The following is a 15,817-nucleotide window of genomic DNA, read 5'->3' as shown; positions in this document are numbered from 1 at the left end:
GCCGCACGGGCCCGCGCGGCGGCGGCGGACGTGCGAGCGGACGTGCAGGAAGCGGCCAGGCATGTCGAGATCACCTCCTGCGGCGGCCGGCCCTGCATCAAGCTGGACAAACGCACGCCGACCTGGCAAAGCCAAGGCAGCGAATACATTGCCAAGGCAGCGAATACATTTTGGTGGATGCCTCATCCAATCACCCGACACGACAGCGGCCGTAGGCCGACGATAGGCCGGGTGAACGGCGCACTGGGCAAGGACAGAGCCGAGAACGTGCTGGCGGTCCACGTGCCATTTGGCGACAAGACGCTGTTCATGCATGCGGGGGAAACCGGAGGGGTGACCCAGCAGCCAGTCGAGCAGAGCCTGATGCAGGCGAAAGCCATCAAGCAAGACCAGGGGCAAACCCAGCAGCGGGGTCAGGGCCGCAGATGGCTATGGGCGGCCCATGATAGTGCTCGCCGATAAAGCTTACCTTGAGGGGATATGGAGGGCGGTCTCAAGATTCAAGTGCAACACGTGATTTGAAGGTTGCGAACTCTTCTTCCACGGCCTCGCTGGGCGTTTTCCAGCCAAGCGTTTTTCGTGGACGGGTGTTCATCAGCTCGGTGCACGATCCGCAGTTCCTCCGGCACCCAGGTGCGTTTAGAGGCACTCGTCCGTCGCAATCCACGAGAAGGCTTGTGCTGGCGCAGCGCCTCGACCAGCTCTTTCTTCAGGCCCCCGCGCGGATGCGCGTAGATCGTTGCGTAGATGGTCTCGTGGCTGACGCGCTGAGCAGGATCGTGTGGCTGCATGGCCAGCAGCTTGGCAGCAATTTGCTGGGGCGACCACCGCCAAGCACCAGATAATCGCGCACCAGCTGGAACAGCTCCGTTCCAGGGATCAGTCGATGTTGCCGAACGCTAAGCCGGCGACGCGCTGTGTAACGCCTGCCTGCATCTGACGCACAGTAGAGCGTGCTGTCTTGCCTGGATGTCGCGCGCCGGGAAGCGCTCAGTCAGCTCGCGGCGCGGACGCCACGCCAATGCGGGCGCCGCGTCCCACGGAACATGGCCAGATACAGGCCAACCACCCAGACCAGCGCCGCCGACCAGCCACCCAGGATGTCGGAGGGGTAATGCACGCCAAGATAGATGCGCGAGACACCGACCAGCAGCGCGAACGCACTGGCTACCAACGTCACCGGCCAGCGCCAGCGGGTGCGCCAGGCCAGCGCGATGACCACCGCCGCCAGCGTCATCGAGCCCATGGCATGGCCACTGGGAAAACTGAAGGTGCTTTCCGGCGCGATCGATTCCCAGAGGCTGGGCCGGTCGCGCTGGAAGAACTGCTTGGCGCCCATGTTGAGCAGCGCCGAGCCGCCAAAGCCCAGCGCGGCAAAGGTGCCCTCGCGCCAGCGGCGCAGCGCCAGCAGCACCAGCACGATGGCGATATCGACCGGAATCACGCCGTACTGGTAACCGAGCCTGGAGATCACCCCGAAAAACGCATCCAGCCCGGGGCTGGCAATGCTGCGCATGCTCCACAGCAGGGGTTCGTCGAAATAGACGTTTTCCAGCGCGTGCACTTCATCGGCCAGGTCCACGAACAGGCCCAGCGGCACCAGCACGCCGACGAACAACAGCCCCATGCGCCAGGCGTTGTGGCGCAACCAGGTCTTGACGCTGGCCGGCGACTCAGCCGGCGCGTCTGACATAGGTCCGTTCGACATACTGGTCGATCAGCGCGATGAATTCCTGTGCGATGTTCTCGCCACGCAGGGTGACGGTTTTTTCGCCATCCACGAACACCGGCGCCGACGGCGCTTCGCCGGTGCCCGGCAAGGAGATGCCGATATTGGCGTGGCGCGATTCGCCCGGACCATTGACCACGCAGCCCATCACCGCCAGGGTCATGTTCTCCGCACCCGGGTTGGAGATCTTCCATTCCGGCATGCGCGCGCGCACATGGTTCTGCACCACGCCGGCCAGCTCCTGGAAGAACTCGGAGGTGGTGCGGCCGCAGCCTGGGCAGGCGGTGACCATCGGGGTGAAGGCACGTTGGCCGGTGGTCTGCAGCAGTTCCTGCGCCACCACCACTTCCTGGGTGCGCGACTGGCCCGGCTCGGGCGTCAGCGAAATACGGATGGTGTCGCCGATGCCTTCCTGCAGCAGCACGCTCAGCGCCGCAGCCGAGGCCACGATGCCCTTGCTGCCGATGCCCGCTTCGGTCAGCCCCAGGTGCAGCGCGAAATCGCAGCGCGCAGCCATGTCGCGGTACACCGCGATCAGCTCCTGCACGCCGGACACCTTGGCCGACAGGATGATGCGCTCGCGCGGCAGACCCAATTCCACCGCGCGCTCGGCCGAATCCACTGCCGAACGGATCAACGCCTCGCGCAGCACGCGGCCGGCGTCCCAGGGCGACTCGCGCTTCGAGTTCTCATCCATCAACTGCGCCGCCAGCGACTGGTCCAGCGAGCCCCAGTTGGCGCCGATGCGCACCGGCTTGTCGTACTGGATTGCAAATTCGATCAGCTGAGCGAACTGCAGGTCCTTCTTTTTGCCGAAGCCGACATTGCCCGGGTTGATACGGTATTTAGCCAGCGCCTGCGCACAGGCCGGCTCGGCGGCGAGCAGCTGGTGCCCGTTGTAATGGAAGTCGCCGATCAGCGGCACCTCGATGCCCATCATGCGCAGCTTGTCGACGATGCGCGGAATGGCGGCCGCAGACTCGGCATTGTTGACGGTCAGCCGCACCATCTCCGAGCCGGCGCGCCACAACTCGGACACCTGCTTGACGCTGCCGGCGATGTCGGCGGTGTCGGTATTGGTCATCGACTGGACGACCACCGGGTGGCCACCGCCCACGATCACACTGCCGATCCTGACGGCCTGGGTGATGCGGCGCGGCCAGGCGGTGGCGTCGGCGGGAGGGGTTGGGCGGGTCACGGCGTCATGCATCGCACTATTTTAGCCTGTCCTCCGTCTGCTCACAGCTGAGGCGTGCTGCGGGCGGCCCCTCGGCCCGATGCGACGGTTTGTCGCAGGCCACCGCGCCCCCGAGCGCATAGCATTGCAGCGATGAACAACTCCGACGCCTCCTTCCTGCGGACCCTGTGCAGCCTGCGCTGGCTGGCCACGGCCGGCCAGGCCGCCACCATCCTGGTCGCCACCGGGCTGATGGGCCTGCACCTGCCGCAGCAACCGCTGTGGGCCGGCGTGGCCGCGCTGGCGGTGTTCAACCTGTATGCGCAGCTGCGCGTGGCGCACCGCGGCGCGGTGGGCCCGGCCACCGAATTCGGCCACATCCTGGTCGATGTGACCGTGCTGACCTGGATGGTGGGCTGGAGCGGCGGCATCGCCAACCCGTTCGGTTCGCTGTTCCTGGTGCTGATCGCGCTGGCCGCGCTGGCCCTGCCGCTGAGCTGGGCGATGGCAGTGGCCGCATCGTGCGTGGCCGGCTATGTCATCAGCGCCGCAGTCGGCCTGCCCTTGCCCTACGGCAGCTTCGATCCGCTGAGCCTGCACATGTGGGGCATGGCCGCCAACTTCCTGTTGTCCACCGTGGTGGTGCTGGCCTTCGCCACGCGGCTGGCGGTGTCGATGCGCGAACGCGAACGCGAAATTTCCACCCTGCGCGAGCGCTTCGCCCGCAACGAGGGCATCGTGGCGCTGGCCACGCATGCTGCCTCGGTAGCGCACGAACTCAATACCCCGTTGGCCACCATGACGCTGCTGGTGGACGACATCGCCGACCAGTGCGACCAGGCCGAACTGCGCGAAGACCTGGACACCTTGCGCGAGTTGCTGGTGCAATGCCACGAGCGCGTGCTGGCGCTGGCCGAACCCGCCGACAACGGCCACCTGAGCCGTGAGGTGGCAGTGAAGGACGTGCTGGAACAATGGCGGCTGGTGCGCCCCACCATCGAGCTACGCCGCAACGAGGACGCACCGATGCGGCTGATGCTGCAGCCCGGCGTCAGCCACCTGTTGATGGTGTTGCTCAACAATGCCGCCGATGCCGGTGAGCGCGTCGGCCGCCCGCAGATCGACCTGACCTTGCGGGTGGAAGACGACCACCTCAGCGGCGAGGTCCGTGATTACGGCCCTGGCTTCGACACCGCGCAAGCCCTGCTGCCCGGCACCTTGTTCAACAGCGGCAAGCACGACGGCATGGGCGTGGGCCTGGCCTTGTCGCATGCCACCGTCGAACGGCTGCAGGGCGAATTGTGGATGCTGCCCGCCGAAGGCAGCGGCGCCCGCGTCGGGTTCCGCCTGCCGCTTTCCGAACACGAGGCCCTGGCATGACAAGTCTCCCGATCCGTACCGGCCTGTTGGTCGACGACGACACCTTGTACCTGCGTACGCTGCAGCGCAGTCTGGCGCGGCGTGGCGTGGAAACGCTGACCGCCACCGATGCCGCCAGCGCGCTGTCCATCGCGCGTAGCGCATTGCCGGATTTCGCCCTGGTCGATCTCAAGCTCGGCCACGATTCCGGCCTGAGCCTGATCCAGCCGCTACGCGAGATCCGTGCCGATATGCGCATCCTGCTGGTCACCGGCTACGCCAGCATCGCCACCGCCGTGGAAGCCATCAAACTCGGCGCCGACGATTATTTACCCAAGCCGGCCAACATCCCCACCATCATGCGGGCGCTGGGCGAGGAAGACGACGAGCTGCCCGAGCCGGATGAAGAAGAAACCGCGCAGGACATGATGACCCCGCTCAGCCGCCTGCAGTGGGAGCACATCCAGCAGGCATTGCACGAAACCGGCGGCAACGTCTCTGCGGCCGCCCGCCTGCTCGGCATGCATCGCCGCTCGCTGCAGCGCAAGTTGACCAAGCGCCCCAGCCCGGGACCATTGCGCGAACCCGGGCGTTGACGCCTGGCATCGAGATCTCCAACCGTGGTGGTGTTTTTCGGCTCAACCCGATGCTTGAGTCAGGAGCCTGGCGGGTCGAGTGCGCGGTGCCCTTGCCGCGTGCGGGACACGCCGTGAATCCGTCCGTGGAGGCGCGGTGGCGGCATCCAGGCCGCCACACGGTCCCGCAAGCGGCAAGGACACCGTACCAGAAAGGTGTTCAGCCGCTTGCTTGAAAGCGTCAGGTCCTTGCCCGTCTACCGTCGCGTGACCTGACGCGGCATGGATGCTGCGCCGTCGCCTGTAGGGGACTTCCTTGCGGCGTGTCCCGCGAGGATGGGTGGGCAAGGACCCTGCGGAAAGCCCGCATATCGGCTCTCTGCAAGTGACTCATCCGCGCGTCCAGGAAACCGCAGGCTTCACTCTCAACGTGAGCCGAAGACGCTTGCCCTGCGCGAGGTCGCGCGGATGCCGTCGGCACCTTCGATCAGGCTGCGCCCCCAACTGCTCAGGCGGGTCGGATCCCAGCCCAGCACGATATCCAGCGACTGGGTGCTGCTGTCGTTACCCGACCACGACCAGCCCATGTAACCGACCCCGTACTCGCGCGCACGCCGCATGATTGCCGCCTCGTCCACCTGCGCGCCGCGATGATCGGCACCGAATTCACCCACCACCAGTGCCAGACCGTTGCTGCGAAAGGCGCGCAGATAGCTGTCTACCGGCGCATCGCTGCCGAACACTTCGTACATATGCACGCTGAAGACCACGTTGCGGCGGCTATCCTGGGCCAGCACCGCGGCGGCGTTGTCGCGCATGTAGAACTGCCAGTCCTGGCCCCAGTTGGGTGCGTCCACCATCAACGCGTGGGTCAGGCCAGCATTGCGCAAGGTCGCGATCGCACGCGCATGGCCGTTGACCCATTCGCTGGCACTGAGCCGGTTACCAAACGGCTCGTTGCCGATATTGATGATGACGTAATCCTCCTGCCCCACCAGCGCACCGCGCACACTCGTCCAATAGCTGGCGGCGTCGGCCAGGCTGGCGGCCGCACCTTCTTCGCCATAGCCGGTGGTGTCGTGCACTTCCAGCACCGCGATCAGACCCAGGCTCTTGCAGCGCGCGATGATGCGTGCCACCTCTGCTTCCGGGGTGCGGTTCCAGCGCTGGCCGGAGCTGAGGACCACGCGCACGCTGTTGGCACCGGTGGCGGCGATCTGCGCGAGCGCCGCGTCGGTGCGGTCGGTGAACCAGGTATGCGGCAGGTTGATGCCGCGCAGCACCAGCGCGTTGCCGTTGGATTCGCGCAATTGGGTTCCGGACACCGACAGGCCCGCATGCGCCAGCGAGGTCAATGCCAGTCCGGCGATCAGCAGCACCGAGCGCTGCGCCAGGCGGTGGAAGAGGTTCATGAGATGGCTCCAGAGGATGGGGAGTGCGGGCGCGCGCGGCATGTGATCGCCGCTCCGGCCAACGGGCGCACAGCGTGCACGGACGAAGACGGCATGCGCTGCGTGCAGGTCACAGAACCGACAAAACACGCAGAGGCGGACCGAGCGCGCAGACCGCAACGCAGCCCGCTGGTAACGTTAACTTCCGAGCGTCTGCGCCGCGCCAAGAGGCTGCCGATGCACCCCACGCCCGTGCTGGTGTGGCGAAGACGCCCATCACCCGCTTGCGCAAAGGCATGCTGCAGCGCGTGAGCGCTGCGCTGTCGCGGTATCGGGCAGCAGCTACCGGCCGGTATCACCTTGCGCTGCACCACGGCCCCAGCGCTGCTGGCAGCTGAATAAGCCAGCCCAGCCGCGTCAAGTGCATGTGGCCGGGGCCGATAGAGGACTATGCCGCCCGTCATTGCCCCTGCCCCCCCGTCTCACCCCTTGCTTGACGAGGCTGGTCGGCTCGCCGTCCTGCGCGGCCTGTGCCTGCTGGATTCGCCGCCCGACCCGGTGTTCGACACCATCGCCGCGATGGCCGCGCGCAGCCTGGGCGCAGATATCGCCTTGATCTCGCTGGTGGACGAGCACCGCCAGTGGTTCAAGGCGCGCCTTGGGCTTGAACGCTCCGAGACACCGCGCGATCAGGCGTTCTGCGCACACGCGATCCGCTCGGACGAGGTGATGGTGGTGCCGGATGCGCACCTGGATCCACGCTTCAGCAACAACCCGCTGGTGCTGGGCCCTCCCTTCATCCGTTTCTATGCCGGCGCACCCTTGCAACTGCGCGAGGGTCACCGCATCGGCACGCTGTGCGTCATCGGCACCAGTCCGCGCGAAGGCCTGGATGCCGAGGCCTTGACACTTCTGGAAGGGTTGCGCGACCTGGCCGTACTACGCGTGGAGAACCTGCGCAGCACCACCTATCGCGATGGTGCCACCGGCCTGCCCAATCGCTCACGCTTCGGCGAGGATCTGGATATCTGGCTGGCGCAGCGCGAGACCGCGCCGGCCACCACTGCGGTGGCCATCGATATCTGCGGCAGCGACTATTTCCGCGAGATGGTCAAGGCGCTGGGCTGGGACTATGCCGACGGTTACGTGGCGCTGGCGCAGCGCCGCCTGATGGCCTACCTGCCCGCCGACACGCTGCTGTACCAGCTGGACCCGACCACCTTCGGCTTTCTCACCTCGGCCGAAAACCAGCGCCTGTCCAGCCTGTGCAACAAATTGTCCAAGGGATTCACCGAGCCGCTGGATCACCAGGGCATCCCGCACACGGCGGTCGCCTCGATCGGCGCGGTGTCGCTGCACACCAGCTATGGCACGGCCGACACCATCCGCTCGCTCACCACTGCGGTGGATGTCTCGCGTGAGCGCGGCCTGGCGTGGAGCATGTACGAGCGCAAGCACGACGTGGCCCAACGCAACACCTTCCGCCTGCTCGCCGCCCTGCCCGCTGCACTGGACAGCGCCAGCCAGCTGCGCCTGCATTACCAGCCGCGCGTGGATCTGCACGATCACCGCTGCGTGGCCGTAGAAGCGCTGCTGCGGTGGCAGCACCCGATGATCGGCCCGGTGATGCCGTCGGAGTTCGTGCCGATGGCCGAGAAAACCGCGCTCATCAACCGTATCACCGCCTGGGTCATCGACCACGGCATCGCCCAGGCCGCGCGCTGGCAGCAGCAGGGCCTGGACTTCAACCTGGCGTTGAACGTGTCTGCCGCCGACCTGGATCGCCCCGGCTTTGCGCTGCTGCTGCGACGCGGGCTGGACCGCCATAAACTGGACCCGCGCCGGCTGGAGATCGAATTCACCGAGAGCGCGATGATCCGCCACCCCGACCAACTGGCCGAGCAGCTCGCCGCAGTGGCCGCACTGGGCGTGCATATCGCCATCGACGACTTCGGCACCGGCTACAGCAATTTCAGCTATCTCAAGCAGCTGCCGGCCAGCTCGTTGAAGATCGATCAATCCTTCGTGCGCTCACTGCCGGACAACCGCACCGACCGCACCCTGGTGCCGGCGATGATCCAGCTCGGCCACAGTCTGGGCCAACGTGTGATTGCAGAAGGCATCGAATCGGCCGAGGCCTATGCGCAGCTGCGCGCCTGGGGTTGCGACGAAGGCCAGGGCTACTGGATCGCCAAACCCATGCCGGCCGCTGCGCTGGAAACCTGGTTGCAGACACCCTGGCATGCACAGTTCGAAGTGCCGGCCGATCTGCTCGCCGCACGCCTGGCGGCGGCGCAAATCTGAGCGCACGGCGGGCGCCGCGTCCCTGCCCGCACGCAGGCATCAATGGCAACCGTGCCACGCTGCGGCGGCAATGGACCAGCGGTCGGCAGCCGGTTCCGGGCAATGACGTACCCGCCTGGCGGCTGCGCAGTAGTTCCGCTCACAGCGTGCGATGCACTTGCCGGCGCGACCGGCAGGTGCATCGCACGGGATCACCAGAACACCGTATACAGCACGATCAGGATCGCGATCACACCGGCGGCGCCCACCTTGAAGCCCAGCGTGGTGCCGTAGGCCACATCGTCTGTGCGGATCAGATCACGCGCCTGCGTCGCCGGCGTCACCAGCGACACCACCACTGCCAGCACCAGCACGGCCAGGAACACCACGCCGATGCGGTCCATGAATGGCAGTTCAGGCCACGCGAACTTGAGCGCGAACGAGAGCACCACCGAGCCGATCGCCGCAGTCAGTGCGCCGGCTTCGTTGGCGCGCTTCCAGAACAGGCCGAGCATGAAGATCACCACCACGCCGGGGGTAAAGAACCCGGTGAATTCCTGGATGAACTGGAAGCCTTGGTCGAAGTTACCCAGCAGCGGCCGTGCGGTGAGGATGCCGATCAACACCGACAGCGCGGCGACGATGCGGCCCACGCGCACCAGCTGTTTCTGCTCAGTGTGCGGGCGGAACTTGGCGTAGAAATCCAGGGTGAAGATCGTCGCCACCGAGTTGATCTTCGAGGCCAGCGAAGCCACGATCGCCGCCACCAGCGCAGCGAAAACCAATCCCAAAATACCGGTTGGCAGCAGTTGCATCATGGTCGGATAGGCCTGATCGGGCTTGGCCAGGTCCGGCGCCAGCACCACCGCAGCAATGCCAGGCACCACGATCACCAGCGGCATCAGCAGCTTCAGGAACGCTGCAAACACCATGCCCTTCTGCGCCTCGCCGATGTTCTTGGCGGCCAGCGCGCGCTGGATGATGTACTGGTTGAAGCCCCAGTAGCTGATGTTCATGATCCACAGCCCGCCCAGCAGCACGCTCAGGCCCGGCAGGTCCTTGTAGAACGGGTTGTCCTTGGTCAGGATCATGTGGAAGTGCTCGGGGTGCGCATTCCACAGGTGCTTGAAGCCGGCCAGCACGCCGGCGCCATCGCCGATGCGCGCCAGGGTCAGCCCGGCCACCAGCAGGCCGCCCAGCACCAACAGCGTGACCTGCACGATGTCGGTCAGCGCCACCGCCTTCAGCCCGCCGTACAGCTGGTAGACCAGCGCAAACACGCCGATCAAGGCCAGCGCCAGGGTCTGGTCCATGCCGGTGACCTGACTGACCGCGATCGATCCCAGCCACAGGATCGAGGTGAGATTGACGAACACGTACAGCAGCAGCCAGAACACCGCCATCAGCGTGCGGATCCACTTGCCGTAGCGCTGCTCCAGGAACTGCGGCATGGTGTAGATGCCGTTGCGCAGGAAGATCGGCAGGAAGAACTTGCCGACGATCAGCAGCGTCAATGCCGCCATCCATTCGTAGGACGCAATCGCCAGCCCGATCGCATAGCCGGAGCCGGCCATGCCGATGATCTGTTCGGCAGAAATGTTCGCAGCGATCAGCGAGGCGCCGATCGCCCACCACGGCAACGACTTGCTGGCCAGGAAGTAATCCTCGGCGCTCTTGCTGTGGCCTGCCTTCTCGCGCGATACCCACTGCGCGAGCACGAAGATGCCGGTCAGGTAGACCAGCACAATCACGATATCCAACGTCGCCAAACCCACTGCACTCTCCTGTCTGGCTCTGGGGTATGCGCCGACGATCAGGCAGGGCTGCAGAAGGCCGCCGCCGCGCACCCGGTGCGCAATGGCAGCGCGGCGAACCGCATCTGCAGGCCATCCCGGCCGATCGACAACACCGCCCCCGCGGCGGCTGATGGCACCACCGCGATCGGTGGCCGCTTTGACACGTCGCCGGACATGGCGACGCAGTTGTTTTGCTTGACCTGCACTGTGCCCGGAAGCGTGCCTCCGGGCATGGGGATTACTTGACCGGGCAATCCACCATGACTTCGGCTTCGTTGAGCGCACCCAGCGCCACCTTCGACACCGACAGATCCAGTGCGGCGCCGCTTTCGATGCTGGCGACCTGGGTCAGCTTGGTCACGTCGGCACCGGCCTTGGCAAAGCACTTGAGCGGAATACCCACCACCTTCCACTGGCCTTGCGTCAGTGCGGCCAGGGTCTTCTGCGCATCGACACGACCATTGCAGGTGTCGCCGCAACCCACGCCCAGCCACACCGGCGCGCTCACTGCGCTGTCGCGACGCACGGTCAGCTGCAGCTGCACATCGCCATTGCTCTCACGCGACACATCCACCGGCTTGCCGGACACCAGCAGCACGCTGGCGGTCTTGGCACCGGACCACACCAGGCGCCGCGCGTCTTCCTGCGCCTTGTGATCGACGGCGCTCATCTTCAGGCTGCCGTCGGACAGACCCACCGGCAGCGTGGTGGCCGGCATGTTGGCCTGGCCTGCGTTGGACAGCTGCATCGCAATGCCGAGCGCCGGCTTGCCGCGCACGAAGTACACCCCGCCCACGGACTGCTCACCGGACACGCCCGATTCCTCAGGCAGTGCGGCCAGGTCGCCCTTGTCGGCGTAGGTCAGGCCATAGCCGAACTTGAACTGCGGGTCGTAGTCCTTCTGACCCACGTTATTGGCGAACTGCACTGCGGTCTTGGGCCAGGAGAAGCTGAGCTTGCCCTTGAAGTCGTTCTGCACGCTGCCATCGGCCTTGCGCAGCAGCACGTCGGCAATGCCCTCGCCTTCCGAACCCGGCAGCCACGCGGCGACGAATGCATCGGCCACGTTGATGTACTGGTTCATCCACAGCGGACGGCCGCTCAGGAACACCGCCACCACTGGAATGCCATCGGCCTTGAGCTTCTTCAGCAATGCCAGCTCGCTGTCGTCGCCCGGCTTGTACAGCAGGGTGGCGATGTCGCCCTGGAATTCGGCATACGGGTTTTCGCCGAACACCACCACCGCCACATCCGGCTTGGTCTTGTAGGCGCCGTCCACCGCCAGCTCGGCAGTACCGCCGGCGGCCTTGATCTGCTTGTCCAGGCCTTCCCAGATGGTGTTGCCATTGGGGTAGTCGCTGCGCTTGGTGCCGGTGCCCTGCCAGTTCAGCGTCCAACCACCGGACTGCTTGCCCATGTCGTTGGCGCCATCGCCGACCACCAGCACGCACTTTTTCGGATCCAGCGGCAGGATGCCGGCCTGGTTCTTCAGCAGCACCAGCGACTCGCGCACCGCCTGGCGGGCGATGGCGCGGTGTTTCGGGGCACCGAGCAGTTCGTACTTGCCGCCGAGCTGGCGCTTGGACGGCTTGCCGGCTTCGAACAGGCCCAGGCGCAGCTTGACGCGCAGAATGCGACGCACCGCATCGTCCAGGCGCTCGGTGCTGATCTGGCCGGACTTCACTGCCGCTAATTCGGTTTCGTAGATGCCCTTCCAGCTGTCGGCGGCCATCGCCATATCGACGCCGGCAATGAACGAGGCCGGGCAGTTGTCGTTGGTGCAGCCCTTGACCTGGCCTTGGCCATTCCAGTCGCCAACCACGAAACCGCCGAAGTTCATGCGGCCCTTCAGCACGTCGGTCAACATGACCTTGTTGCCGTGCATCTTTTCGCCGTTGAAGCTGTTGAACGAGGCCATCACCGTCTGCGCGCCGGCTGCAATGGCCGGCGGGTAACCGGCCGCGTGGATATCGCGCATGGTGGCTTCGGACACCTTGGTGTCGCCCTGGTCCTTGCCGTCGGTGGTGCCGCCGTCGCCGACGAAATGCTTCACCGACGAGATCACGTGGCTGCCGTCCAGGAACTGCGGCGTGCCCGGGATACCCTGCACGCCTTCGACCATCTTGCCAGCGAAGCTGGCCACCACGTCCGGCGATTCGGAATAGCCTTCGTAGCTGCGACCCCAGCGGTCGTCCTGCGGCACCGCCACGGTGGGCGCGAAGGTCCACTCCATGCCGGTCACGCGGGTTTCGGCAGCGGTGACTTCGCCGATCTGCTTGATGAGCTCCGGGTTGCGCGTGGCCCCCAGGCCGATGTTGTGCGGGAACAACGTGGCGCCGACGATATTGCTCTGGCCGTGCACCGCGTCGATGCCGAAGATGATCGGAATCGCGTTGCCGCCCTTGGAGGTATCCATCGACGCTTCATAGAAGGCATCGGCCAGCTTCAGCCATTCGGCCGGGCTGGCGTTGTACTTGCCGCCGGGATCGGAGTTGCCGCCGGCCAGCACCGAACCCAGGCGGTATTTGCGCACGTCGTCCGGGGTCAGGCTGGCAATGTCGCCCTGCACGGTCTGGGCAACCTTCTCTTCCACGCTCATCTTGGCCATCACATCGCTGATGCGCTGCTCCAGCGCCGCGTCCTGCGCGAACGGCCACTTCGGCGATGGCCACTGGTCCGGATGGATGGCGGTGGAGGCCTCGGCAGGCGCTGCAGCCGGCGCGGTCTTGCCGGCCTCGGCGGTGGTGGTGTCCTTGCCTTGGCAGGCCGCCAGCATCAGCACCGCCGCAGCGGTAGCAAGAGAAAGAGCGCGGCGCGCGACGGGCGCGGCAGTACGGCGAAGCAGCTTGTCCAAGATCCGGGTCTCCAGGGGTGTCTCCTGCCGCGATGCATGCGGCGCAGGCCTTCAGGCGGCGTACGCTCACGTGATTCAACTACCCTGTCAACCGCGCTCGTCTGTATGCCAAATCACGGCCAACTTATTGGCCGGAGCTATAGGCTTGGAATACCGGCAGCACCTGTCAAACCACGGAAATTCGCTGAATCCGACGCGCTGCCTGGTCTTGCGCGAAGCCACACTTTGCTGCATCGCACCACCGGGATCGAGCCACACTGCGCAGCGCTGCGCCTCGCGGCGCACTGTTCGCGCCCGCTTTTAGGTCGGCATCCGAACCGCCGCCAACAGGTGAGCTCGTCGTCAAACAACTGTCATCCACCCGGCCTAGCGTAACCGGCTTGCCGATGCGCCATCGCCATCGCCATCGTTGATCGCCGTCTTTGCCTGGAGTTTCGATGCCTGCCTCCCCCGATCCCTCTCGTCGCCGCCTCATGCAATTGATGGCGGCCGTTCCCCTGTTGCCGCTCGGCAGCGCCAGCGCCGCCGCGTTCCAGCAACTGGGCAGCGCCGCGCTGGCGGCGCGACCGCTGCGGCCTTCGGAAACCCCGGCCCGTCTGGTCTCGGCCACCTTCCATGGCATGCCCGCCCCCAGCCTGGCCAACCCTGCGGCCATGGCCACCACCACGGTGGGCTCGTCGCTGAGCGTGGCCCGCAGCGACGGCAGCACCCAGCGCTACGCGCTGGCCTACCAACCGTTCTTCGTCACTGGCGATCAGGTGCCCGACGGCAAGGGCGGCACCGTGCTGGCCGGTGGCTACTACGACATCCAGCATCGCCCCATCATCGACCGCTCCCAGCCCGGTGCCGAACGCCCGTTCTTTTCCGACTGCCCGGACGGCTCTTCGCTGCTGACCCTGCCCAACGCCAAGGTCCCCGGGGTCAAGGGCAACCCTGTGTTTGCGGTAGTGCAGTTCGAATACACCACCCGCGACCAGGCCGGCAACGACGCCAGCCGCCATCTGCCCGCGCCGATCGCGGTGCTGACGCTGGACCAGGACCCGGCCACCGGCAAGCTGTCGCTGGTGAAGTACCACAACGTCGACACCGCGCCGGTGCACGGGTTGTGGACCACCTGCGGCGCCAGCCTGTCGCCGTGGAATACCCACCTGTCCAGCGAAGAGTACGAACCCGACGCCACCGCGCTGGCCGGCAACACCCAGTTCCGCAGCTACAGCACGCACCTGTACGGCGACCCGGAAAAAGCCAACCCGTATCACTACGGCCACCTGCCCGAAATCACCGTGCATCCGGATGGCACCGGGAGCGTACGCAAGCACTATTGCCTGGGCCGCATTTCGCACGAGCTGGTGCAGGTGATGCCCGACCAGCGCACCGTGCTGATGGGCGACGATGCCACCAATGGCGGGCTGTTCATGTTCATCGCCGACCGCAAGGCGGACCTTTCCGCCGGCACCCTGTACGTCGGCAAGTGGCACCAGACCTCCGGCGTCGGCCCGGGTGCGGCCACGCTGAGCTGGATCAAGCTGGGCCACGCCACCAGCGCCGAGATCCAGGCGCTGGCCGACCGCCTTACCGCCGCCGACATCCTCGATGTGCATCTGAGCGACCCGGGCGATGCCAGCTTCACCAAGATCCCGTTCAATGGCACCTTCAACTGGATCCGCATCAAGCCGGGCATGGAAAGGGCCGCCACCTATCTGGAAACCCACCGCTATGCCGCGCTGGCCGGCGGCAGCCTGGGCTTCACCAAGCTCGAAGGCACCACGGTCAATGCCAAGGACAAGATCGCCTACATGGCCATGTCCTACATCGTCACCAGCATGCGCAATGGCTCGGGCGACGTGAAGGTGGAAGGCCCGGATGCAGGCGCGGTCTACGCCTTGAATCTGCGCGGCGGGCGCCGCGACAGCAGCGGCGCGCCAATCCACAGCGACTGGGTGCCGATCGACATGGCTGCCCCCGCCGCCCTGACCGGCCACGATCTGGCGCAGCCGGATGCGCTGGGCAATCTGGCCGATCCGGACCGCCTGGCCAACCCGGACAACCTCAAGTTCTCCGAAGCGTTGCGCACACTGTTCATCGGCGAAGACAGCAGCCTGCACGTCAATAATTTCCTGTGGGCCTACAACGTGGACACCGGCAGCCTGACGCGGCTGTTGTCGGTGCCGGCCGGCGCCGAATCCACCGGCCTGCATGCGGTGGACCAGATCCATGGCTGGACCTATGTCATGAGCAATTTCCAGCACCCCGGCGACTGGGAAAGCCCGCTGCACGACACCGTCAAGGCCGTCCTGGACCCCCTGGTCCGCGCCAACTACAAGAACCGTTTCGGCGCAGCAGTGGGCTACCTCACCGGCGACCCGTTGGCCGTGAAGTTAGGCGAGGCATAATCTCCGCGGTTTCCGCTAGCTGCTATCGCAATGCCTGTAGGAGCGCACCCGGGCGCGACAGGGGTTATAGGTGCCATGGCCCGAACACGCGCCACGCACCACTCGTCAGTTCATCGGTATCGCGTGGGTCTGCAAGGCGCGGCAAGATGCATCGGGTGCACAGTCATCTTCGTTGTAGGAGCGCACCCGGGCGCGACAGGCCTTACCGGTAAGGCATTCGCGCCCGGGTGCGCTCCTACGGGTGCAGTGATCGGTGCCAT

At 66.0% G+C, this 15,817-nt stretch carries 10 protein-coding genes and 2 pseudogenes; 5 read left to right on the top strand and 7 right to left on the bottom strand.

Features of this window, described 5'->3' with window-relative positions; all coding sequences use genetic code 11:
• Positions 1–462: pseudogene (locus tag XcuCFBP2542_RS17620) on the top strand (hypothetical protein); the annotation flags it as partial.
• A gap of 128 nt (positions 463–590) precedes the next feature.
• Here XcuCFBP2542_RS17620 and XcuCFBP2542_RS17615 read toward each other — a convergent pair.
• From XcuCFBP2542_RS17615 to ispG, 3 genes and pseudogenes are all read right to left on the bottom strand, one after another.
• Positions 591–979 (bottom strand): annotated as a pseudogene (locus XcuCFBP2542_RS17615) (transposase family protein); the annotation flags it as partial.
• Between the two features lie 15 nt (positions 980–994).
• Positions 995–1,693 (bottom strand): phosphatase PAP2 family protein, encoded by a 699-nt coding sequence (locus XcuCFBP2542_RS17610; RefSeq protein ID WP_104605393.1) that lies wholly within the window; start codon positions 1,691–1,693, stop codon positions 995–997.
• Positions 1,674–2,939 carry a flavodoxin-dependent (E)-4-hydroxy-3-methylbut-2-enyl-diphosphate synthase gene (gene ispG, locus XcuCFBP2542_RS17605; protein WP_104605391.1) on the bottom strand — a complete coding sequence of 422 codons (1,266 nt, stop codon included), beginning with the start codon at positions 2,937–2,939 and terminating at the stop codon, positions 1,674–1,676. Before ispG ends, XcuCFBP2542_RS17610 begins: the two co-directional genes overlap by 20 nt.
• Before the next feature lie 120 nt (positions 2,940–3,059).
• On the opposite strand from ispG, the gene XcuCFBP2542_RS17600 reads away from it, so the two are divergent.
• A complete protein-coding gene (locus XcuCFBP2542_RS17600) occupies positions 3,060–4,286 on the top strand; it encodes an ATP-binding protein (protein ID WP_104605389.1) in 1,227 nt (408 codons plus the stop codon).
• Positions 4,283–4,861: a response regulator transcription factor gene (locus XcuCFBP2542_RS17595; protein ID WP_104605387.1), complete on the top strand. Its 579-nt coding sequence runs from the start codon at positions 4,283–4,285 to the stop codon at positions 4,859–4,861. Before XcuCFBP2542_RS17600 ends, XcuCFBP2542_RS17595 begins: the two co-directional genes overlap by 4 nt.
• 404 nt (positions 4,862–5,265) lie before the next feature.
• On the opposite strand, the gene XcuCFBP2542_RS17590 is transcribed toward XcuCFBP2542_RS17595, so the two are convergent.
• Positions 5,266–6,252 carry a glycoside hydrolase family 5 protein gene (locus tag XcuCFBP2542_RS17590; protein ID WP_104605385.1) on the bottom strand — a complete coding sequence of 329 codons (987 nt, stop codon included), beginning with the start codon at positions 6,250–6,252 and terminating at the stop codon, positions 5,266–5,268.
• Positions 6,253–6,681: 429 nt separating this feature from the next.
• Between XcuCFBP2542_RS17590 and XcuCFBP2542_RS17585 the strand changes: the two genes are divergently transcribed.
• A complete protein-coding gene (locus tag XcuCFBP2542_RS17585) occupies positions 6,682–8,535 on the top strand; it encodes a putative bifunctional diguanylate cyclase/phosphodiesterase (RefSeq protein ID WP_104605383.1) in 1,854 nt (617 codons plus the stop codon).
• 191 nt (positions 8,536–8,726) lie between these two features.
• Here XcuCFBP2542_RS17585 and XcuCFBP2542_RS17580 read toward each other — a convergent pair whose 3' ends face one another.
• From XcuCFBP2542_RS17580 to XcuCFBP2542_RS17570, 3 genes are read right to left on the bottom strand one after another with little or no spacing between them, the layout of a single operon-like run.
• Positions 8,727–10,289, bottom strand: coding sequence for a sodium/sugar symporter (locus XcuCFBP2542_RS17580; protein ID WP_104605381.1), 1,563 nt, complete (start codon positions 10,287–10,289; stop codon positions 8,727–8,729).
• A gap of 38 nt (positions 10,290–10,327) precedes the next feature.
• Complete coding sequence (locus tag XcuCFBP2542_RS19640) at positions 10,328–10,543, bottom strand: hypothetical protein (protein ID WP_158251463.1); 216 nt, start codon at positions 10,541–10,543, stop codon at positions 10,328–10,330.
• 5 nt (positions 10,544–10,548) lie between these two features.
• On the bottom strand, positions 10,549–13,164 hold the full coding sequence (locus XcuCFBP2542_RS17570; protein WP_104605379.1) for a glycoside hydrolase family 3 protein: 2,616 nt from the start codon (positions 13,162–13,164) through the stop codon (positions 10,549–10,551).
• A 437-nt stretch (positions 13,165–13,601) separates the two neighbouring features.
• Between XcuCFBP2542_RS17570 and XcuCFBP2542_RS17565 the strand changes: the two genes are divergently transcribed.
• Positions 13,602–15,557 (top strand): PhoX family protein, encoded by a 1,956-nt coding sequence (locus tag XcuCFBP2542_RS17565; RefSeq protein WP_104605377.1) that lies wholly within the window; start codon positions 13,602–13,604, stop codon positions 15,555–15,557.
• The last annotated feature ends 260 nt before the right edge of the window (positions 15,558–15,817 follow it).

The sequence above is a fragment of the Xanthomonas cucurbitae genome (genome assembly GCF_002939885.1).
In the GTDB taxonomy this organism is placed as follows: domain Bacteria; phylum Pseudomonadota; class Gammaproteobacteria; order Xanthomonadales; family Xanthomonadaceae; genus Xanthomonas; species Xanthomonas cucurbitae.
The sequence above is the reverse complement of the archived record's forward strand: the minus strand, read 5'-3'. Positions and strand labels throughout refer to the sequence as shown.

Excerpts from the sequence above, each read along its gene's own strand:
- XcuCFBP2542_RS17590 (WP_104605385.1), bottom strand. The coding sequence starts at position 6,252 with ATGAACCTCTTCCACCGCCTGGCGCAGCGCTCGGTGCTGCTGATCGCC.
- XcuCFBP2542_RS17565 (WP_104605377.1), top strand. The coding sequence starts at position 13,602 with ATGCCTGCCTCCCCCGATCCCTCTCGTCGCCGCCTCATGCAATTGATG.
- XcuCFBP2542_RS17600 (WP_104605389.1), top strand. The coding sequence starts at position 3,060 with ATGAACAACTCCGACGCCTCCTTCCTGCGGACCCTGTGCAGCCTGCGC.
- XcuCFBP2542_RS19640 (WP_158251463.1), bottom strand. The coding sequence starts at position 10,543 with ATGCCCGGAGGCACGCTTCCGGGCACAGTGCAGGTCAAGCAAAACAAC.
- XcuCFBP2542_RS17595 (WP_104605387.1), top strand. The coding sequence starts at position 4,283 with ATGACAAGTCTCCCGATCCGTACCGGCCTGTTGGTCGACGACGACACC.
- XcuCFBP2542_RS17610 (WP_104605393.1), bottom strand. The coding sequence starts at position 1,693 with ATGTCAGACGCGCCGGCTGAGTCGCCGGCCAGCGTCAAGACCTGGTTG.
- ispG (WP_104605391.1), bottom strand. The coding sequence starts at position 2,939 with ATGCATGACGCCGTGACCCGCCCAACCCCTCCCGCCGACGCCACCGCC.
- XcuCFBP2542_RS17585 (WP_104605383.1), top strand. The coding sequence starts at position 6,682 with ATGCCGCCCGTCATTGCCCCTGCCCCCCCGTCTCACCCCTTGCTTGAC.